The following is a 19,916-nucleotide window of genomic DNA, read 5'->3' as shown; positions in this document are numbered from 1 at the left end:
ATCTATTCTAAATGAATCCAGCATGCCTGTACACGCTTAGTTTTTTAAAAATTTATACTTTTTTTATATTGATTTTCTTTGATTTTTGTAGTATTGACAGGCTGTTTTCGTTTGTACCGATCAAAATAATCATTAAACATGCTGATATTCACCAATATCCCCGCGCTTGCCATCAGCACGACGAGCGAAGAACCGCCATAGCTGATAAACGGGAGCGTAACCCCTGTCAAAGGAATCAAACCGGAGATGCCTCCTAAGTTTATGAACGACTGGATGGCGATCATGCTTGATATTCCAATTGCAAGCAGGCTGCCAAACGGATCATCGCATTTCCTGGCGATATAAAATCCTTTTAAAACGATGAAACCGAGCAACAGCACGACAAACAAGACGCCAAAAATGCCAAGCTCTTCGGCGATGATCGCCATGATAAAGTCGGTGTGCGTTTCAGGCAAGTATCCGTACTTTTGTACACTCTCTCCAAGCCCTAGGCCAAACAGTCCTCCCGAACCGATCGCAAGGTAGGAATTCACGACCTGAAATCCTGAACCTTTTGCGTCTTTGAAAGGGTTTTGATAGCTTTCAAAACGGTTCAGCCGTCCTTCCGTTAAGATGTTGTCCAAATTTAATAAAATCAGCGGACTGACAAGCAGAAGAACAATACCTGTCAAAAGGACGAGTTTGAGCAGCGTTTTCCCGCTGAATCCCGAGCACAGAATAATGCACAAAGCAATCAATCCGATAATGGAAGCCGTCCCGATATCGGGCTGAACGGCAACCAATGCGCAAATGAAGAGCGTGATGATCGCAGGGGGGGCGATTCCAGCTCCCAAGTTGTCAATATAGCTTTGTTTTTTGGCATAAACGGAAGAAAGATACAAGATAACGGTCAGCTTGGCAAACTCCCCCGGCTGGATGCCGTAGTTTGCGATTTTGAACCAACTTTGGGCGTTCCCGGCCACATGGCCGACAAGAAACAGCGCGAACAAGGCGAGAACAGAAACGAGCAGCAAAATCTTTTGAAATTTTTGATTGGCAAAAGCCTTATACGGAAAAAGCGCCATGAACAAAAAGATGATCATTCCGAGCGCCAAAAACATGAGCTGCCTGTCAAAAAAGAAGTCGCTCTCCTTTCCGTATCTTGTCACCGCTGTGATCATGCTTGAGCTGTATACCATGACGAGACCGAACCCGCACAGGAGAAATACAGCAAAAATTAATGAATAATCATAGGATTTGAGCATTCTTTTTAACATATTATCCTCTTCCTTACTTGCCTTCAAAATGTTTGTGATAGCTCCTTCGTTATTTTACTACAATTTCTTAAAAAGAACGAAGGATACCCTTTTATAAACTTCGATATTCTTCAGAAAGAAAGTCCGTCTTTCGGTGCACAATTGCAGTTCTGTTTTTTTATCGGCAAAGTATATGTCTTCGTTTATTCGTCATAAACAATGTTCATTCCTCCATAAACGATGAAAAGGACGATTTCATTCTGGTGAACATAATAAAAAAAGCCTGTCGGCAGTCTGTTTTCACAGACATCATCGTCGACAAGCTGACTCAGACTAAAGTAGTTCTACTGAGTGATTCATTTATTTTTTTGTAAATGCATCATGCAATGCAGACAATTCACGCTCCAGCCTGTAAAGCAAATCTTTTCCCTCTTCTTCATCTACCAATCCAAGGCGGACAGCGAAGTCAATTTCTCTAGAGAGTCCGAACATTTGTGTATCTAAAACCTCTTCATAAAGAGGACATTGAGGCATCGTTAAGTTGTCCATTTGCACTTGAATCAGCTTCAAGATTTTATCAGCATCACGTTTTAACAAGGCAAGTGCTTTTTCACGATGGTCGACTATAATCTCAGACGCCAAAAGTATCCCTCCGTTCCCCAGGCGAGTACCTAATTCTTCTATTTATAATAAAGCCTATACTAAAAAAAAGCAAGCTATTTCTGCCCTTTCGCTGTATTTCATAAATGGCTTCTCCATTCCGCCGGCCTCTTAAAAAATGCTTAAACTGTAATTAGCAGATAAGAGCTCAAGCAGCCGGATTCCGGCAATGCTGTTTCCTTTTTCATCCAAAGCCGGACCGAATATTCCGATGCCAAAGCGGTATGGGGCCAGCCCCATAATCCCCCCCGAGACACCGCTTTTTGCAGGTATGCCGATTTTAATCGCAAATTCGCCGCTGGCATTGTACATGCCGCATGTGACCATAAACGTTTTGCAGATTCTGGCGATATCTTTCGGAATGATCTGCTCCCCTGTTTCGGGATGCTTGCCGTTCAAGGCAAAGACACAGCCGATTTTAGCCAGGTCAAGACTGTTCATTTCAATGGCGCATTGCTTTGTATAAACATCCATGACATCTTCGACTTTTGCCTGAAAGATACCATGCTCTTTCATATAATAGCACATCGCCCGATTGACCATCGAAGTTTTAAACTCGGATTCCGCGACCTTTTCACAAAAGGTGATGCCCGGATTATTCGCAAGCGTTCTGACAAAATCGAGGAGCTTGGTGATTTTGTCAGATGTCGTCGTTCCTTTTATCATGCTTGTCACCACTAATGCGCCGGCGTTTATCATCGGATTCAGCGGCTTGCCCGGATTGACGGTTTCAAGTTTGATGATGGAGTTGAACGGATCACCTGTCGGCTCTTGTCCTACATAATGGAACACTTTTTCCGGGCCGTGGTCGATTAAAACAAGAGCGAGCGACAGTACCTTTGAAATACTTTGAAGCGTGAAGGCTTTTTCTACATCTCCCGCAGAAACACATGTCCCGTCCGTATAGTAGACCGCGACTGACAAATCATCTTCTGATAATTCGGCCAAAGCCGGTATGTAAGATGCGACCTTCCCTTCGTCGGTTACTTTTTTTGCTTCCGCGACAAAATATTCGAGCTCTTCATTATGCCGGCAGTTCACATTTTTCCCCTCCATCCGAGCGTCTTTTCTCTTAGCTTTCCCTAAGAAGGCCGTTGTTATGAGAAGTGACAATTCGAAAGAAAGCGCTTATAATCGCTGTGAGGGAGTGGTAAAGAAATGGAGATAGTGACGATTACAGGGAAAGTAAAATATCCGATTACACTCGATCCAAGCGTATGGATTTTTGACGACCGAAAATTCGATCTCGATCAGTTTTTTTCAAGTCAAGGAGCCGATCATCATGAGGCCGAAGAGCTGGAGATTGACCGGGAGCGCTTAATCAGGGAGGGTGCTGTAGCGCCTCCGACACTGAAATCAGAGAAGAAATATGAAAAAGAAAAACTGCTTGATGGTACATTTGCGATCAGGCTTGAACCGTTTTTAAAAAACGCGGAGGTGTCTGAATCCGCTGTTCAGTGCCTCTTTAAAACAGAGCATGATGAGTTTTCAATCTCGATTGAAGAAGCTTACCGGGCGATTCTCTGTTTCAGCAAAAAGGGGAAGCCTCTGACAGAAGACGGTCCTGTACATGTCTATTTTGAAGACGGTTCAAACCGCTCGAATCCGATTAAACATGTAAAAGAAATTCACATGATATAATCAAAAAACAGTTCGGCCTGAAAACGGATGTTCACCGTTCAAACCTCAGGCAGGCTGAAAAACCTGGATGACCTCCAGGTTTTTTCTTTACAGCAAATCGGCTGCAAGCCTTGCAAGTCCTGAACGCTCCCCTTTTAAAAGCTTCACGTTTCCGGAAATCTTTTGTTCTTTAAAGCGCTCCACAACATAAGCCAAACCGTTATTCATCGCATCCAGATACGGATGGTCAATCTGTTCTGTATCCCCCATCAATACGATTTTGCTGCCTTCCCCGACTCGTGTAAGAAGCGTTTTAACCTCATGCTTGGTCAGGTTTTGGGCCTCATCAATGATAATGAATTGATCAGGAATGCTCCTGCCCCGAATATATGTGAGGGCTTCCACTTGAATGGAGCCCATTCCAGCTAAAATATCATCAAGCTCCCCGGGCTTTTTGGCATTAAACAAATATTCCAGATTATCAAAAATCGGCTGCACCCAAGGACGAAGCTTTTCTTCTTTTTCCCCGGGAAGATAGCCGATATCCTTGCCGACGGGGACGATCGGTCTTGTGACGACCAGCTTTTTGAAATGACCCAAGTCCTCCGTCTGCAGCAGGCCCGCAGCCAAGGCAAGCAGTGTTTTCCCGGTGCCGGCTTTTCCGATCAACGTTACAAGCGGAATGTCTTGTCTTAAAAGAAGTTCCAGCGCCATCGTCTGCTGTACATTTCTCGAACGGATGCCCCAAACCTGCTCCTGATCGAAAATCAGCTTTTTGACGGCTTTTCCACGTTGATCAACGATTCCGATCGCAGAGGATGAACTGCCGAGCGCATCCTTCATGACAATAAACTGGTTCGGACAAAGCGGTTCACTGCTGATCCCGTCAAGCGGCAAATAGTGGTTCTCATAAAATGAATTCATCTGATCGGTTTGGATGTACATTTCGGTAAAGCCGCTGTATATATCATCATTGTCAACAACCCTGTCATGCAAAAAATCCTCGGACATCAAGCCGATGGCATCGGCTTTAACGCGGATCAGCATATCTTTGCTGACGAGTATGACGGGACGCCCGCCTTCTTTTGTTTCTTCTTCAAGGCTCAGGTTTTTCGCCACTGCTAATATGCGGTTGTCGTTTGTTTTTTCTATAAAAATATCCTGAAGCTGCTGAAAGGAGCGGTGGTTGAGTTCGATTCTGATACTCCCCCCATTGTGAAGGGGCACGTTTTCATACAGTCTTCCTTTTAAGCGCAAATCATCTATCAGTTTAGATACGCGTCTTGCATTCCTCCCAATTTCATCCATGTAGCGTTTCTTTGAATCGACTTCCTCCAATACGACAGCCGGAATGACAACCTCATTATCTTCGAAAGAAAAGATTGAATTCGGATCCTGCAATAGCACATTCGTATCTAGCACATAAATTTTACTCAATCTTTCGCCTCCTGATCAGGATTTTTAGCCTTTTATTCTTAAGCGGGTTAAAAGCTGATGGAGCGCCCGCTAAAATATATGTTTTTGTGAATAAAGATAGAAGGTTAATTCAACAATAAAAATATTGAAAGCATTTTTAAGGAGGCAAGCTCAAGTGCGAATCATTTTTTTGATCTTCATTCAAACCGCTATTCTGCTTTCAGCCTGCGGCATTCAAAACAATGCCCAAAACGAAGCAAATGAACTGCCGGGCAACAGGCCGATTCATGTGAAAAATACCGCTCAAGAGCCAGTAAACAGAGAAGACGGGCAGGCCATATCAAAGCGTCTTGTCAAAATAACCGAAAACGTTCCCGGTGTAAATGACGCTACCGCCATTGTCCTCGGAAGGCTTGCCGTCGTTGGAATTGATGTAAAAGATAATTTGGAACGCAGTAAAGTCGAGTCGATTAAATATTCGGTCGCAGAAGCCCTGCAAGATGATCCTTACGGTGCAAACGCGGCCGTCGTAGCAGATCCCGACACCGTTAACCGCCTCAGGGCAATGGGAAGAGAAATTCAGGCAGGACGGCCTGTTAAAGGCATCCTTGATGAACTGGCAGCGATTGTTGGACGCGTTCTTCCAGAAGTGCCGAATGATGCGACAGACGACCAAAAAACAAATCCGACCAAGTCAAACAATGACCAGCTGAATGACAATAGGCAAAAACAGCTTGAAAAACAGCAGAATGATCAATCAAATAAACATATGAAAAACAGACAATAACGGCAAAAAAGCTTGTGCCTTTACCTTTCTTGACGGCATGAGCTTTTTCCTTTTTTCTGCTGAAAATTTATTTGCCGCCTTCATTAGTGATATAATGAAGCATAAGCGAGGTGAAAAAAGTGAGGGTAAAGTGTTCATTATGCGACAAAATCGACAAAATCGATGATGACACACAAATTGCCAAACGGCTTCGAAATCGGCCTATACATACCTATTTGTGTGATGAATGCCACGAACGAATCAAACGAAAAACAGAGAACCGGATAAAAACCGGCCGCTTTAAATTATATCCGCACAGAAAAGAAAAAGAGCAGGTAAAGTCATAAAAAAGACATGGACGAGCGTTCATGTCTTTTTTTATACTTTTTTGTTACGAACGAAACAAAATGAACCAAAATGGTTGATAAACATTTTGATTTGTATTATTTTTAAATTGTTTCTATCGTAACAAAAAGGAGTGATTGATATGGATTTTGATGTATTCATTGTAGGAGGAGGCCCCGTCGGTTTGATGACAGCTTCCGAACTGGCGCTGGCCGGAGTCCGCACATGTATCATTGAACGGCGTCATACGCCTTCCCACTATTCAAAAGCGCTGACTCTTCACCCGCGTTCAATCGAAATATTGGAAATGAGGGGCCTCGCTGAACGATTCAAGGAAAAAGGCAGGCCGCTTCCCGCCGGTCACTTTGCAGGGCTTAACCAGGCTTTGGATTTCTCTTTGCTCGATACACGGGCAAATTATACACTGTTTATCCCTCAAACTGAGACTGAGAAAGTGCTTGAAGAACACGTGCAACATCTCGGTGTTTGCATTCTTCGCGGTCATGAGGTATTGGCTGTCCGTCAACGTGAAGAAAGTGCTGAGCTTGTCGTCCAAGGCCCTGATGGTCTGTCGTTTTTAACGGCGTCATATATCGTCGGCGCAGACGGAGCGGGAAGCACCGTCCGTAAACAGGCGAAGATCGCTTTTTTCGGAACGGATGCAAGCGTGACCGCCAAACTCGGGGATGTCGCGCTGGAAAATCCGCCGAAATCTCACTTTCATACATGCATCAATCAGGAAGGTGCCGTCGTCATCGTACCTTTGTCACCCGGCATCTACCGCGTGATCAGCATGGCATCGTACAAGCCCCAGCCATTGCTGCATGAACCTGTCACATTGGAAGAATTAAAAAAGGATATCACCAGCATCTGCGGGACCAATTTCGGTATCAATCATCCTGTTTGGATGTCCCGTTTTGGAAATGCCAGCCGGCTGGCGGAATGTTATCGCTCAGGAAGATTATTCTTGGCGGGAGATGCCGCACACATTCATTTCCCAGCTGGAGGACAAGGTCTGAACGTAGGCCTCCAAGACGCGATGAATCTCGGCTGGAAGCTTGCCGCCGTTATCAACGGACGGTCTTCCGACTGGCTTCTTGACACCTATCACACGGAAAGGCATCCCGTTGGAGCAGAGCTTCTCCGCAATACGCAAATTCAAACAAAACTGTTTGATTTTACACGAGAAGGGCTTTACCTCCGCGACTTATTGTCCAGCCTCCTGACTTTCCCTAATGTGAACCGTTATCTGGCAGAACAAATTACGGCTCTCAGCGTAGATTATGAAGCTGATGAAAAGATGCCCGAACATCACCTAAACGGAAAGCGGCTTCCCGATTTTGAACTTACGCTTGCTGGCGGCAATACCAAACACCTTTACTCATTCCTTCATAAAGGAAGCTTTTTATATGTGACGTTTGGAGAAGAGCAAATCAAACTTCCAGATCTTCCTCACGTCCGAATCATCAGAGCAAAAGCGATTGATGACCGGCCGGAATGGGATGATGTCAAAGCAGCCTTGATCCGTCCCGACGGTCATGTTGCCTGGGCAGTCAGCCGCTCTCAAGCAGAGTCTGAACAATGGATTGCAGACGGAATTCGGCGCTGGTGCGGAAATGTTCACATTCAGTCAGCATAACCACTTTGTTTCATGCGCAACAAAATGATATAATCATAGCAGAAAATGGACCAAAGGAGCCGGCTTTCTGCATGGAATATTTAACACACGCCAAGCAAGAGATTTTTGACATGTATATCAAACTTATCCATCAGCAGGAACAACAAGAAAGTCTCATGAAAGAAAGAATTTCTGAAGAGATCGAACAGATGGAGCGCGAATTGGGATCCGAGCTGAAATTAAACATGTCTGACATTCATACGATCTCCTGCATTGGTGACAATGAGCCCATCAATGTCACGTCGATTGCCGAGAAAATGGAATTTTCGAAGGCGACTATATCAAGAATCAGCACAAAGCTGATCAAAAAAGACCTTATAACCAAAACACAGCTCAGCGACAATAAAAAAGAAATTTACTTTCGCTTAAGTCAAAAAGGAAGACAAGTGCATATCATCCACCAGCGGGAGCACGAGAAAATTGAGGGCCGCTTCAAACGCTTTTTAAGCCGCTACTCATCAGAGGAAATCCTTTTTGCCAGAAGACTGTTCCACGATTTATTAGCAACTGATTTTTTGGCGGAAGACATCAAAAAGACATAGCCCTTGGCTATGTCTCCGATTGTTGACAAAATCCTAAAACGGTTTAAAGTTTTAGGATTTTGTCATCCTTTCAGCGTGATTGAAAACCCTTGCAGTCTAGGAAGGCCGAGCATCGGAGCGGAGCGAATGTTGGAATTCGTGAGCACCGACGCGCAGGCCTGACAACGAATGCGAGGGTTTGTCGACACGCTGAGACATAGCCCATGGCTATGTCTTTTTTAAGGGTTTGTCCCTGTTTCCTGTTCCTTCTTAGAACGGTGTAAACGAACTTTGTAAATCGAAAGGATCAGGACGGCTACGATCAGCCCTTCCCCAACCGGCAGAAAAACGCCGAAAAAGGTTAAGAACGTGCAGCCTAAAGCGAGAAAAAAATAGATGATTGCCGTTTTGAACAGCGGCAGCCGTTTGGCAAACCCCAATTTAAAGACGACGGCAGACAGGACGAAGATGGTGGCATAGAGCCACCACATCCCTGCTTCAGGATTTTGATCCACTTTATAAAGAGCGGCAAAAAATGAGAGCCGTTCACTTACATCAGTCAAAAAGATTCCCCTCCCCTTTGCTTAGTTGGGTTGCTCTTTTTTAGGTTCTGCAAACTTTACGACAATCCTGCCAGCTTCTTCTTTTTCGCTGCTTTTTCCCGTTCGTTTTTATCAAGAATTTTCTTTCTTAGTCTGATGGACTCAGGTGTTACTTCGCAATATTCATCTTCATTCAAGTATTCAAGCGATTCTTCAAGCGACATGATGCGCGGTTTTTTCATGCTGACTGTTTGATCTTTTGTAGCTGAACGCACGTTTGTCTGCTGCTTCATTTTGTTAATGTTGACGACAAGGTCGTTTTCACGATTATGTTCGCCGACGATCATGCCTTCATACACTTCTGTCCCAGGCTCAACAAAAATGACGCCGCGCTCTTCAACGCCTTGAATACCGTAAGCTGAAGCTTTCCCTGTATCCATTGAGACGAGGACCCCTTGACGGCGGCCTCCGACTTGGCCTGGCTCGATCGGCTGATAGCTGTCAAACGAATGATTTAAAATCCCAAAACCGCGTGTAAGAGAAAGAAACTCGGTCGAATAGCCGATTAAACCGCGTGAAGGAACATTGAAAATCAGGCGGACCTGACCGTTTCCGCTGTTGATCATGTCGATCATTTCGCCTTTGCGGGCGCCCATTGATTCCATAACAGAGCCTGTGTTTTCTTCAGGCACGTCAATTTGAACGCGCTCAACAGGTTCACAGCGTACGCCGTCAATTTCCTTTACGATGACCTCAGGTTTTGACACTTGCAATTCATAGCCTTCACGGCGCATGTTTTCGATTAAAATAGACAAATGAAGCTCACCGCGTCCAGAGACGACCCAGGCATCAGGTGAAGGTGTCGGATCGACCCGGAGGCTAACATCTGTTTGCAGCTGCTGTTCAAGACGCTCTTCGATCTTTCTTGCCGTCACATATTTGCCTTCGCGGCCTGCGAAAGGACTGTTGTTGACGGCAAAAGTCATTTGAAGTGTCGGCTCATCAATGCGAAGCACAGGGAGTGCTTCTTGATGATCGATCGGACAGACGGTTTCACCGACGTTGATGTCTTCCATTCCTGATACCGCGACAAGGTCACCGGCTTTTGCTTCTTCAATCTCAACCCTTTTCAATCCTTGGAAGCCAAAGATTTTTGTTACGCGGAACGGCTTAGCAGAACCGTCAAGCTTCATTAAAGCAACCTGCTGTCCGACCTTCATCGTACCCCTGAATACGCGTCCGATCCCGATACGGCCGACATAATCATTGTAGTCAAGCAGTGCCACCTGGAACTGAAGCGGCTCCTCATGGTTGTCGACAGGACTCGGAATATGGCCGACAATCGCTTCAAATAGAGCTTCCATATTTTCATCCTGTTTTTTTGGATCTGCTGATGCGGTGCCGTTGATCGCTGAAGCATACACAACAGGAAATTCAAGCTGCTCTTCATTTGCATCAAGCTCAATGAAAAGATCAAGCACTTCATCAATAACCTCTTCAGGCCGGGCAAAATCACGGTCGATCTTATTCACTACCACGATCGGCGTCAAGTTTTGCTCAAGCGCTTTTTTCAGCACAAAGCGGGTCTGAGGCATGCAGCCTTCATAAGCGTCAACGACAAGTAAAACGCCGTCAACCATTTTCATAATCCGTTCTACTTCTCCGCCAAAGTCTGCGTGTCCAGGAGTATCCAAAATATTAATACGTGTTTCTTTATAATTAATCGCTGTATTTTTCGCCAAAATCGTAATGCCGCGCTCTCTTTCCAAATCATTGGAATCCATGGCGCGCTCAGCCACATTTTCATTCGCACGGAATGTACCGGCCTGGTGAAGAAGCTGGTCTACAAGCGTCGTTTTTCCGTGGTCAACGTGGGCGATAATAGCGATATTGCGTAGGTCTTCTCGAAGTTTCACGTTTTCATCTCCTAAAAATTTAGATAACTTTCATATTATAACCGAGGATTGAAGTTATTTCAATTTGTTTCAATATTCCATCCGGCTGACCCCTTTATATTCAGGCCGTTTTTCTGTAAACTAACAGTAGACTGAAAAAGGGGATGTAAAACAGAATGAAACAAATCAAAGGGATTTTCTTACTGCTCGCTTTGGCCGCTGTCATCAGCATTATGATGATCGGGGTTGCAATCGCTGAGAAAAGCATGCTCGGCGTCATGATCGCCATTGCGATTCTTATCGTCGTTATGGGAACTGGTTTTACCTTCAAAAAAAGAATGCGGGAAAAAGGCATACTTGAGTAAGCGCAAAGCTCCTTTACGGCTAAAGGGGCTTTTTCCTTGGACGAAAAGCCTCCCTCATTTTACATTTTATAACAAAACCCCGCCGTCAGATTGTTCTTAATAAAGAAAATCAAAGTACCCATCATACAACGATTTTTATTTAAAGTTTATATTCCCAATTTTCAGAAGGATGATTAAATTCTTTTAAAAGAACAAACGGAAGCCTGATTCAGCTTTTTTCCCAGCTGTCCGGCAATCACTATCGGACTATGGTAAAACTCTTCCTTTTCCCTATTTTTTCTCAATTTTCCTCTCGTTATAATAAAACTGCTACAAAAAATCGCAGGAAGGAGAGAAAGCATGACAAAGATTGTAAAACACATTGTAAGGTTAGTCGTTCTAACTGCCGCTGCACTGCTTCTCGTATTCAGCACGGCTTTTTCAAACTCCGCTAAAGCCGCCGGGGAGAACAAGGATGCGGCATACAAAATCGAAGCTGGAGCAAATGAAGATGCAACTAGAATTTTCGGAATTGTCATTCAATCCATCATTGTGGAAGATGGAGAATATCAGTTTGACAGTGAAAAAGCGCAGCAGCTGGGGCTGACCAAAACGGAGGCTGCAGCCGTTCAGAAGATTTGGGACCTGCTTTCTGAAAAGCTTGAAATCCTCTCTCAATCTTTCTATGTGAAAGACGGGGAGCTGATCTTTGACAGCCAAAAAGCCCAAGAATTAGGATTGTCCGAAGAAGAAGCGGCTGCTGTCGAACAAGTTTGGGATTCCGTTTCCAAGGTCATCACCGCTTTGGCCGTCTCTATTTATGAAGAAGACGGAGAGTACGGATTTGATGCCGATCTTGCCATAGAAGCGGGCCTTTCTGACGAAGAAACAAAAGTGCTTGACACGTTCTTCGGCTCGCTGACGCAGGAGCAGCTAAAGTCCATTTATGAAGCGTTGCACCACAGCCTGACATAAGACTAAAAAAACTGACGGTAAAACCGTCAGTTTTTTTATAAAAAGAAAAGATAAATTAAAAGCATCAGAAAGTAGCCTCCGCAAAACAGCGCTGCCCCGGTGAGGATCAGCCGCTGATAGTATGTCTTCCTAAACTTTTGTTCTTCCTCTTCCCCTGTCTCCTTCAGCACTTCACCGTCATCGTAAATCATGACAGGTTCCCCCATCATTTCATACATTTCTCGGCAAGCACCGCACGTATCTAAGTGCGCGCTGACCAAGCTTTCTGTTTTTCGGCTGCAATCTCCTTCTATATATAAAGGCAGCAAATCTCTTACAAGATGACAATCCATACAATTAAACCTCCCTGCCTTCCAAGCTTTTTTTCAGCTCCAGGCGGGCCCGGTGAAGATTGGTTTTTACCTTTGACAGCTTCCAGTTCAGCACTTCTGCTATTTCTTCATATGACAGATCCTGAAACTCTCTTAAAATGAGCACAGTCTGGTAATGTTCCTTCAGCTGATCAATGTGCTGTTTCAGCTCTTCCCGCCGTACGGCGTTTGCCAGATGATGCTCAGGTATTTCATATGTAAGCTGTTCCATGTCGCCGCAGGCCGCAACATCGGAAAATTGTATTTTTTTATCTTTTCTGTACCAGTTGATAAATGTATGATGTGCAATCGTATAAAGCCAGGTTTTGATCGATGAATGGCCTCTGAAAGACTCCAAGCCCGCAAATGCTTTCAAGAAGGTGTCCTGCGCCAGGTCTTTCGCCGTCTCAAGCTGATTGGTTCTTCTGTATAAATAGTACATAATGTCATGATAAAACTCCCTGTACAGTTCTTCAATCGTTTGTTTTTTATTGTTAGCCATTTAGAAAAAAAACCACACCGTCATCCAAATCGAAAGGAGCAGAAAGGCGGCATATAATGAATAAACAAAGATCATCATATGACGGACTTGCTGGTAATCTTCTGCATTCTGCATGCCGGGGGGGTCTATGCTCCGCACTGCTGCTCCAGCCTTTTCTTGATAGAAACGCTCATGCACTTTCATCCAGATCATGGTTTCCTCTTCAAGTTCACCTTCTTGATACAGCTCATACAAATCGATAAACACGGCTTCTTTTTCTTCAGTTGTCATCAAAACTTTTCACCTCATATGTCACGGCATCAACCAGGTATGCGTCATGTTCATTTGAGCCGAACCGCTGGACGATGACAAGCCATACATAACGGCTCTTCCGATCTCCGTCCGAAACGATCGCGAGCTTGGTCCGCTTATGATAGACCAAACCTTTTTGATAATGTTCAGACACTTTTTGAAAGGCTTTTTCCCCGTCGGAATAAGTGAAGGGCGGTTTTTCATCAGCTTGCCGATCATCATACCTTCTTACTGTAATATAAGTTCCTTCTTCATGTTTCGTCATGATCCAGCCGGCCTTTAGCACAGTTCCGCTTTCTTTTTTTTGAAAGTCTGTCACATTCTCTTCTGACTCTACCTTGTTCAGCTGTGAAAGGTCTTGATCAAATAAAGAAAGCAAGCGTTTTTCAAGCGCTGATCCGCGATAAGGCAAGGCGTTTTCAGACTTGAACGAAATACCCGTTAATGTTCCGGTAACAGGATGGAAATCCATTTCAGTTCCGTCTTTTGTCTTTACTCGGATGGCTGCCGAATTCAGGCTGTATGAAAAACTTAAATCGATGTTTGTCAGCTGATACGAAGGAACAGGCATGTCCAGCTTTCGATAGACCGCTGCAACATTCCGCTTGATGTCTTGATCAGATACGCGAATTTGTTTAATGCTTTCTAAGCTGTAAACAGAGGCGTCCTCGGAAAATTCCATCAGTGTTTCCTTCCGCCACGCCAGCCTCACCAAGTTGAAGTCGGGGTCCTGACCATCACGGTAAAATTCGACAGCGACTTCACCATCATCACGGCTTACCTTTGTCTTGATGCTTTGTTTGTCAAGTTCGCGGCCGTGTTCCTGCAGAAATTGCATCGACCGCTTTATATATGCCTGATCAGACAGTGCATCCCCATTAGGCTCCTGCTGATTGTGATAATTGCTGACCATTCCCGTCCAGCCGTCGACGTCCGCCTCGTAATTCTTCGTTTTAAAATGATAGACATTATGAAAATCCTGATTGGTGTCTGTCAAATAGATAAAGCCGTCCGCCGGAAAAAACGAGCTGACAGTCTTTCGCGCCTCTTTCACGGAAACAGGCTGAATATTTGCATCAAACACGTCTGAAACGTACGGATGCGAGACCGTAAAAGCCGCATCTGCCAAATTGTAAAAAGGATTGAGAAGAAGCGTAAAAAACACAGCGGTACCTGCGGCTAAAACGCGTTTCATCAGCAGATAGGGATTTGCTGATCCATTCAGCAGGTGATAAGTCATAAGAAAACCGAGCATGGTCAGAAATACGCTCAACGGAAAAAATTCATAGCCGAATTTTTTGGTGAAGAAACCGCCGAGCGTTACCGCGTAAAAAATACAAAGAAGTATATAACGATTCCTCTTCCAATAAAGCTGAAAAAACAAACAGAGCATCAACACGGGAACCCCGGCCATCAGCGCCAAGACGATCAGCAATTGATCAAGTTCAGCTCCGTATTCTGTCAAATAGACAAAGAAGCTGAACAACGCTTGGAAAAACGGCATCGTCATCACCGCAATGTCAAATACAAAGAACAGCCCCTTGCCCCCTTTTTCCGTCAGCGTCATCATATAGTGAAAAGAGACAAGCAAAATATAGCCGAACAGCAAAAACTGCATAAACGGGAGAAGAGCACTCTGTCCATCTATGTACAGATTGGAAAATTCAGCGGCTTTCATTTGATGGGTCAGTTCAAATGAAAGTGTCAAAATCAAAATCAGCCTGAGACCGATGCCTGCGTAAAAAAAGAGGCTCCGCCTGTTGACTTTCGGATGAAATGAAACGGCATAAAGAAGAGCAAGCCCTGTTAAACACCACTGGATGACCTGCATGCTCTGTCTGCTTAAAACAAAATAGCGTTCAAAATGCAACACATAATCACTGAATAATTCAATCATTAAACACAATTCCTTTGCATAAAATTAAGGCCTCATCATCTTAGACAAACGGTTTGGCATAATGTTTCAGCAAATCATAAAAAAATGAGACCTGTTTTAAAACAAGTCTCATTTTCGCATCATTTCACAGAAGCAAGCGGCAAAACCATAATCAAATATCGTTTTCCCTTATCATCTTTTTCTGTTTTCAGCTGTTCAAATCCTGAACGGGCCAGCATGTTCAGCCATCCGTCCCTTTCATAAGGCACCGCTGCAAAGAGCGCTTTATCGCCCTTTTCATTCAAGCGTTTTCCAATGGTTTTGATCACTTCTTTGGCCAGGCCCTTTTGGCGAAAATCGGGATGGATCAGCAATGTTCCGAGCCACGGTTTCCCATTTGAAGGCGCCCAGTCGAGGTGAAAGCTGACAGCGGCCGGACGGCCGCCCTTTTCCCAAATCAGCCATTCTCCGTTATACATCGCATAGGAGCGCATATAAGCTTCCGCGCTTTCTTCCTTTAGCTCTTCTTCGGCCCATTCAGGGCTCACTTCAATCACCTTTTCAAAAAAGGCCAGATCAGAAGGAGAAAAAGGTCTGCTATTCATGCGGCAGATAGTCTGTGAAAATCGTCCGGTGAGCGGCCGGGTTGCCGGCTACGATGCTGTTGTTTTCGAGAAAATTGAGCGGTTTTCCATTAAGCGTTGTATATGTCCCGCCGACTTCATCAAGAAGAATACACCCCGCCGCATAGTCCCAAGGCGCAAGCCTCATCGTCACATAAACATCCATTCTTCCGGCCGCCACATAAGCGAGCTCTAAAGCTGCTGACCCGTAAGAACGCGTCCCCCTGACCCGCTTGACGAGAGGTGATAAAACGCTTGGGTCGATCCGTCTGTTTTCTGTGATCCAAGTCGCATTGATGGCAAGAATCGCTTCTTCAAGCGGGACTTCCTTCATGTTGCCAAGCTTTGTATCGTTCATATAAGCGCCTTCGCCTTGAATCGCATGGTACAGCTCATCATGGGTGACATCATAAATAAGGCCGATTTTGCCTTTCCCGTTTTCAAAAATGCCGATTGAAATCGCAAAATTGCGTTTTTGGTGAATAAAATTCATCGTTCCGTCAATTGGATCGATAATCCAGACGATCCCGTCCAAAGACGTAAGCTTGTCCCCCTGACCTTCTTCGCCAAGAATATGATGATCCGGAAAAACCGATTGGATTTTTTCAATGAAAAAACGTTCTGTTTCTTTATCAATGTTCGTGACAAGGTCATTGGGATTCGATTTTGTTTCAATCGTCATTTTTTCTTTCATGGATTGTTTAATTTTCTGACCTGCCTCTTTCACCCAGCTCTTGGCCAGGCGGTCGATTTCCTTCCAGTTTGTCATCTCACAACCTCTTTTCTATGTATACCTATTATTTATTCATAGCATACTGGTATGAATCGGGAAAAATCAAGAAAAACGAAAAAAGCCAGGGCGCTCAGATAAAAACGAACCTGTCAGACGGTTCGTTTTTATTATGGTTTCACCCATGTAATCTAATCCATTCTTTTCTTAACCGTTCCAGTTTACGCTTGCTCAGCTCAACCTGGGTTTCATCCTTTTGTTCCATGGCTTCAAAAAGCGTCGCTAATTCATAATCGACCTCAAGTCTCCAAACGGCCGCCCGATTGTCTTTTTCTTCCTTAACCCCTTGTTTTACAATTGGTTTCATTTGCCCTACGCCCCTTCCAGAGAAAATTGATTTTCAAGAAGCATCCTTCTGGTCATAGCTCTTTCGGCATTTATATCAATTTCTTATTCATATCGTATGAATTGCTAAAACATTCGTAACGTCATTCTCAAAATTGTGTGTTTACCTAACGATTCCCGGAAAATCGCATGATGAAACGTAATTTTTTGTTTAAAAAACCAACTGTGATAAAATATCATTACTGATTGGACAAGGAGGAAAAAAATGAACAATCTGCGTTTTACTGAAGAGGATTTTGACACATTTACAATAGAAGGTTTAGATGCGCGGATGGGCGTTCTGAAAGAAACCGTACGCCCGAAGCTCCAAGGGCTTGGTGAGCATTTCGCACCTGTTCTGTCCGCCCTTACAGGAGACGAAATGTTCGTTCACGTAGCAAAGCATGCGCGACGTTCAGTCAATCCCCCAGATGACAGCTGGGTCGCTTTCGCAAACAACAAGCGCGGCTATAAAAAACTGCCTCATTTCCAAATCGGCTTGTGGAAAACTCATGTTTTCGTCTGGTTTGCATTAATCTATGAGTCTCCGCTAAAGCAAGAATACGGCCAACTTTTTAAAGACCGCTTGTCAGACATTAAGAACCGTATTCCAAACGGCTTTTTCTGGTCGGCTGATCACACGAAGCCGGAAGCGCACAAAGCTTCTGATATGAATGAAGAGGAACTGGAAAAGCTGTTTGACCGATTGGTTAAGGTCAAAAAGGCGGAAGCACTCTGCGGAATCCAGCTTTCAAAAGATCAGGTGCTCGAAATGAGCGAAGAGGAATTTTTGTCTGAAATCGAAGCTTCTTTTGAAAAGCTAGCTTTCCTTTACCGCCTGACGCAGAAAGCTGTGAATGGATAAAAAAGGGATGTAATAGCTCATCCCTTTTTTACATTTTGAGTTTATGATCTTCCGTTTGTTCTTTTGCTTTTTTGACTGTCTGATACGGTGAATAATCGCTCGCTTCTTCAAACTGGCTGCATAGTTTTTTTTCCTCGGCTTTACCCGGAACAATCTCTTTAAATCGGCGGTAGGCGCTCAATAACACGTCGCGCTCGACACCTTTCTCATATGCGAGTTCAACGGTTTGGAAAAACGAAATGACGTCTATCGCTTCATCTGTCGTCCAGTCTTCATTCATCGGATATTGATATCCTTCCATTTGACTCATCTCCTTGTACAGTTCGCCCCAAGCGGCTTTGTTTGTTTAGTATTCGTTTTCTTTTTGATGTCTATCCTCTGGCAGAAAGATCATAAATTGTTCTTTACAATCTTTCAAGAACATAATATAATTCATTTGTTTTATGCCATCAAGGAAAACTTAAAAATAAACCAATGATTTTTGATAAAGAATAGACATCAAGAAGTAGCAGGCATTTTAATGAAGGTGGGAAAACAATTGTTGCAGCACGAAACACCCCTATTTACAGGATTAAAAAAGCATGCCGGCGGAAACCCGGTTCAATTCCATATTCCGGGCCATAAAAAAGGGTCTGGAATGGACCCTGAATTCAGGCAGTTTATCGGTGAAAATGCTTTAAGCATAGATTTAATCAATATCGAACCGCTTGATGATTTACACGCTCCAAAAGGGATCATCAAAGAGGCGCAAGACTTGGCTGCGGAAGCATTCGGAGCCGATTACACGTTTTTTTCCGTTCAGGGAACAAGCGGCGCCATCATGACAATGGTGATGGCTGTCTGCGGACCGGGAGACAAAATTATTGTGCCGAGAAACGTCCATAAATCGGTGATGTCAGCGATCGTCTTTTCCGGGGCTTTACCAATCTTCATTCATCCGGAAATCGATGATGAACTGGGAATCTCCCACGGCATCACCCCTGAATCTGCGAAAAAAGCGCTTGAGGAGCATCCGGATGCTAAAGGGCTTCTTGTCATCAATCCGACTTACTTTGGCATTGCTGCTGATTTAAGAAGCATCGTGGAACTTGCCCATTCATTCAACGTTCCTGTGCTCGTTGATGAAGCACACGGGGTCCATATCCACTTCCATGAAGAGCTTCCCCTTTCAGCGATGCAGGCTGGGGCTGATATGGCAGCAACGAGTGTTCATAAGCTGGGAGGCTCTCTTACACAAAGCTCAGTCCTTAATTTAAAAGAAGGGCTCGTCTCAAAAGAGCGGGTTCAATCGATTTTAAGCATGATGACGACGACATCGACGTCCTACTTATTGCTCGCTTCCCTCGATGTCGCCAGAAAGCGTTTAGCGACAGTAGGACATGAATTAATCGGCCAAACGATCAAGCTTGCCGATGAAACGCGGAAGCGCATCAATAACATAAAAGGCCTCTTCTGTGTCGGCAGGGACATTCTCGGCTCAAAAGCGGCTTATGATTATGACCCGACAAAACTGATCATTTCTGTAAAAAATCTCGGTTTGACAGGACATGACGTGGAAAAATGGCTTCGCGAGTCATATCATATTGAAGTAGAACTTTCCGACTTATACAACATTCTTTGTATTTTTACGCCGGGAGACCGCAAAGAAGATGCAGAAATGCTTATTCAAGCACTGGCAGAAATCGCTCATCAGGCCGCTTCATTTGAAGAAGGCAAAAAACCTGAAGTGCTTCTGCCTGATATACCGGCGCTCGCCATGACACCCCGTGATGCTTTTTATGCCAATACGGAAATCGTACCGTTCGAAAAAGCAGCTGGAAGAATCATTGCGGAATTTGTCATGGTCTATCCCCCTGGGATTCCGATCTTCATTCCCGGTGAAATCATTACGGAAGAAAATATAAACTACATTGAAAAGAACCTTGAAGCAGGCCTTCCTGTTCAGGGTCCGGAAGATGACACGCTTCACATGATTCGCGTCATCAAGGAACAGCAGGCAATCCTGTAAAAAATAAAAGCATGCGGCACAAGCAAAACGGCCGCATGCTTTTTTTCTATTCTTTCTCCTCAAGATGGCAGTTGCACTGTCCGCACGTTCCGTAAAGGATCGTCACTTTCTCATCTTCAAAATGCTGAATGGTCTCGTTACAGTCTTGACAAATGATCGTGCCCATCTTTCATTCCCCTTTTCATTTCAAAATGGAAGCGTTTAATCTTTGATTATCTCTATAATATGATGTCACATTAATGTTGTCAACGGCAAATTGTATAACACATTTAAATTATTTTTATGCATTT

At 44.3% G+C, this 19,916-nt stretch carries 24 protein-coding genes; 9 read left to right on the top strand and 15 right to left on the bottom strand.

Features of this window, described 5'->3' with window-relative positions; genetic code table 11:
• Positions 1-44: 44 nt before the first annotated feature.
• From RBH91_RS08915 to glsA, 3 genes are all read right to left on the bottom strand, one after another.
• Complete coding sequence (locus RBH91_RS08915; RefSeq protein WP_307894259.1) at positions 45-1,256, bottom strand: FtsW/RodA/SpoVE family cell cycle protein; 1,212 nt, start codon at positions 1,254-1,256, stop codon at positions 45-47.
• 339 nt (positions 1,257-1,595) lie between these two features.
• Complete coding sequence (locus RBH91_RS08910; protein WP_076760390.1) at positions 1,596-1,877, bottom strand: Fpa/YlaN family protein; 282 nt, start codon at positions 1,875-1,877, stop codon at positions 1,596-1,598.
• 129 nt (positions 1,878-2,006) lie between these two features.
• Positions 2,007-2,936, bottom strand: coding sequence for a glutaminase A (gene glsA / locus RBH91_RS08905; protein ID WP_307894257.1), 930 nt, complete (start codon positions 2,934-2,936; stop codon positions 2,007-2,009).
• Positions 2,937-3,053: 117 nt separating this feature from the next.
• On the opposite strand from glsA, the gene RBH91_RS08900 reads away from it, so the two are divergent.
• Positions 3,054-3,536, top strand: coding sequence for a peptidyl-prolyl cis-trans isomerase (locus RBH91_RS08900; protein WP_307894256.1), 483 nt, complete (start codon positions 3,054-3,056; stop codon positions 3,534-3,536).
• 87 nt (positions 3,537-3,623) lie between these two features.
• Here the strand turns inward: RBH91_RS08900 and RBH91_RS08895 are convergent, their stop codons facing one another.
• Positions 3,624-4,952 (bottom strand): PhoH family protein, encoded by a 1,329-nt coding sequence (locus RBH91_RS08895; protein ID WP_076760387.1) that lies wholly within the window; start codon positions 4,950-4,952, stop codon positions 3,624-3,626.
• 154 nt (positions 4,953-5,106) lie between these two features.
• Between RBH91_RS08895 and RBH91_RS08890 the strand changes: the two genes are divergently transcribed.
• The 4 genes from RBH91_RS08890 to RBH91_RS08875 all read left to right on the top strand — a co-directional run bounded on the left by RBH91_RS08890 (position 5,107) and on the right by RBH91_RS08875 (position 8,262).
• Complete coding sequence (locus RBH91_RS08890; RefSeq protein ID WP_307894255.1) at positions 5,107-5,718, top strand: YhcN/YlaJ family sporulation lipoprotein; 612 nt, start codon at positions 5,107-5,109, stop codon at positions 5,716-5,718.
• A gap of 119 nt (positions 5,719-5,837) precedes the next feature.
• Positions 5,838-6,044: a YlaI family protein gene (locus RBH91_RS08885; protein ID WP_076760385.1), complete on the top strand. Its 207-nt coding sequence runs from the start codon at positions 5,838-5,840 to the stop codon at positions 6,042-6,044.
• Between the two features lie 140 nt (positions 6,045-6,184).
• Entirely contained in the window at positions 6,185-7,681 is a 1,497-nt protein-coding gene (locus RBH91_RS08880; protein ID WP_307894254.1) for a monooxygenase, read from the top strand.
• A 71-nt stretch (positions 7,682-7,752) separates the two neighbouring features.
• A complete protein-coding gene (locus RBH91_RS08875) occupies positions 7,753-8,262 on the top strand; it encodes a MarR family transcriptional regulator (RefSeq protein WP_307894253.1) in 510 nt (169 codons plus the stop codon).
• 218 nt (positions 8,263-8,480) lie between these two features.
• Here the strand turns inward: RBH91_RS08875 and RBH91_RS08870 are convergent, their stop codons facing one another.
• Positions 8,481-8,804, bottom strand: a complete 324-nt coding sequence (locus tag RBH91_RS08870) for a YlaH-like family protein (RefSeq protein ID WP_076760382.1) — start codon at positions 8,802-8,804, stop codon at positions 8,481-8,483.
• Between the two features lie 56 nt (positions 8,805-8,860).
• Positions 8,861-10,699 carry a translational GTPase TypA gene (gene typA / locus RBH91_RS08865; RefSeq protein ID WP_076760381.1) on the bottom strand — a complete coding sequence of 613 codons (1,839 nt, stop codon included), beginning with the start codon at positions 10,697-10,699 and terminating at the stop codon, positions 8,861-8,863.
• A gap of 155 nt (positions 10,700-10,854) precedes the next feature.
• On the opposite strand from typA, the gene RBH91_RS08860 reads away from it, so the two are divergent.
• Together RBH91_RS08860 and RBH91_RS08855 are read left to right on the top strand one after the other, a co-directional pair.
• Complete coding sequence (locus tag RBH91_RS08860; protein WP_307894252.1) at positions 10,855-11,043, top strand: YlaF family protein; 189 nt, start codon at positions 10,855-10,857, stop codon at positions 11,041-11,043.
• Positions 11,044-11,382: 339 nt separating this feature from the next.
• Complete coding sequence (locus RBH91_RS08855) at positions 11,383-11,997, top strand: hypothetical protein (protein ID WP_307894251.1); 615 nt, start codon at positions 11,383-11,385, stop codon at positions 11,995-11,997.
• 35 nt (positions 11,998-12,032) lie between these two features.
• Here the strand turns inward: RBH91_RS08855 and RBH91_RS08850 are convergent, their stop codons facing one another.
• From RBH91_RS08850 to RBH91_RS08820, 7 genes are all read right to left on the bottom strand, one after another.
• Complete coding sequence (locus RBH91_RS08850; RefSeq protein ID WP_076763826.1) at positions 12,033-12,329, bottom strand: anti-sigma factor family protein; 297 nt, start codon at positions 12,327-12,329, stop codon at positions 12,033-12,035.
• A 4-nt stretch (positions 12,330-12,333) separates the two neighbouring features.
• Complete coding sequence (locus tag RBH91_RS08845; protein ID WP_307894249.1) at positions 12,334-12,849, bottom strand: sigma-70 family RNA polymerase sigma factor; 516 nt, start codon at positions 12,847-12,849, stop codon at positions 12,334-12,336.
• Positions 12,850-13,119 (bottom strand): hypothetical protein, encoded by a 270-nt coding sequence (locus RBH91_RS08840; protein ID WP_307894247.1) that lies wholly within the window; start codon positions 13,117-13,119, stop codon positions 12,850-12,852. It abuts the gene before it with no gap.
• Positions 13,109-15,037 (bottom strand): hypothetical protein, encoded by a 1,929-nt coding sequence (locus RBH91_RS08835; RefSeq protein WP_307894246.1) that lies wholly within the window; start codon positions 15,035-15,037, stop codon positions 13,109-13,111. The genes RBH91_RS08840 and RBH91_RS08835 overlap by 11 nt, the downstream gene beginning before the upstream one ends.
• A gap of 119 nt (positions 15,038-15,156) precedes the next feature.
• Complete coding sequence (locus RBH91_RS08830) at positions 15,157-15,621, bottom strand: GNAT family N-acetyltransferase (RefSeq protein ID WP_307894244.1); 465 nt, start codon at positions 15,619-15,621, stop codon at positions 15,157-15,159.
• Positions 15,614-16,408: an inositol monophosphatase family protein gene (locus tag RBH91_RS08825; protein WP_307894243.1), complete on the bottom strand. Its 795-nt coding sequence runs from the start codon at positions 16,406-16,408 to the stop codon at positions 15,614-15,616. The genes RBH91_RS08830 and RBH91_RS08825 overlap by 8 nt, the downstream gene beginning before the upstream one ends.
• A 139-nt stretch (positions 16,409-16,547) precedes the next feature.
• A complete protein-coding gene (locus RBH91_RS08820) occupies positions 16,548-16,736 on the bottom strand; it encodes a YkzI domain-containing protein (RefSeq protein ID WP_076763838.1) in 189 nt (62 codons plus the stop codon).
• 243 nt (positions 16,737-16,979) lie between these two features.
• Between RBH91_RS08820 and RBH91_RS08815 the strand changes: the two genes are divergently transcribed.
• Positions 16,980-17,618 (top strand): YktB family protein, encoded by a 639-nt coding sequence (locus RBH91_RS08815; protein WP_307894241.1) that lies wholly within the window; start codon positions 16,980-16,982, stop codon positions 17,616-17,618.
• 28 nt (positions 17,619-17,646) lie between these two features.
• Here RBH91_RS08815 and RBH91_RS08810 read toward each other — a convergent pair whose 3' ends face one another.
• On the bottom strand, positions 17,647-17,919 hold the full coding sequence (locus tag RBH91_RS08810; protein WP_307894240.1) for a UPF0223 family protein: 273 nt from the start codon (positions 17,917-17,919) through the stop codon (positions 17,647-17,649).
• Between the two features lie 237 nt (positions 17,920-18,156).
• On the opposite strand from RBH91_RS08810, the gene RBH91_RS08805 reads away from it, so the two are divergent.
• Positions 18,157-19,626 carry an aminotransferase class I/II-fold pyridoxal phosphate-dependent enzyme gene (locus RBH91_RS08805; RefSeq protein ID WP_094777370.1) on the top strand — a complete coding sequence of 490 codons (1,470 nt, stop codon included), beginning with the start codon at positions 18,157-18,159 and terminating at the stop codon, positions 19,624-19,626.
• A gap of 46 nt (positions 19,627-19,672) precedes the next feature.
• On the opposite strand, the gene RBH91_RS08800 is transcribed toward RBH91_RS08805, so the two are convergent.
• Positions 19,673-19,792, bottom strand: coding sequence for a GapA-binding peptide SR1P (locus RBH91_RS08800; protein WP_076763845.1), 120 nt, complete (start codon positions 19,790-19,792; stop codon positions 19,673-19,675).
• Between the last annotated feature and the right edge of the window lie 124 nt (positions 19,793-19,916).

The sequence above is a fragment of the Bacillus swezeyi genome (assembly GCF_030908325.1).
GTDB lineage: Bacteria > Bacillota > Bacilli > Bacillales > Bacillaceae > Bacillus > Bacillus swezeyi.
The sequence above is the reverse complement of the archived record's forward strand: the minus strand, read 5'-3'. Positions and strand labels throughout refer to the sequence as shown.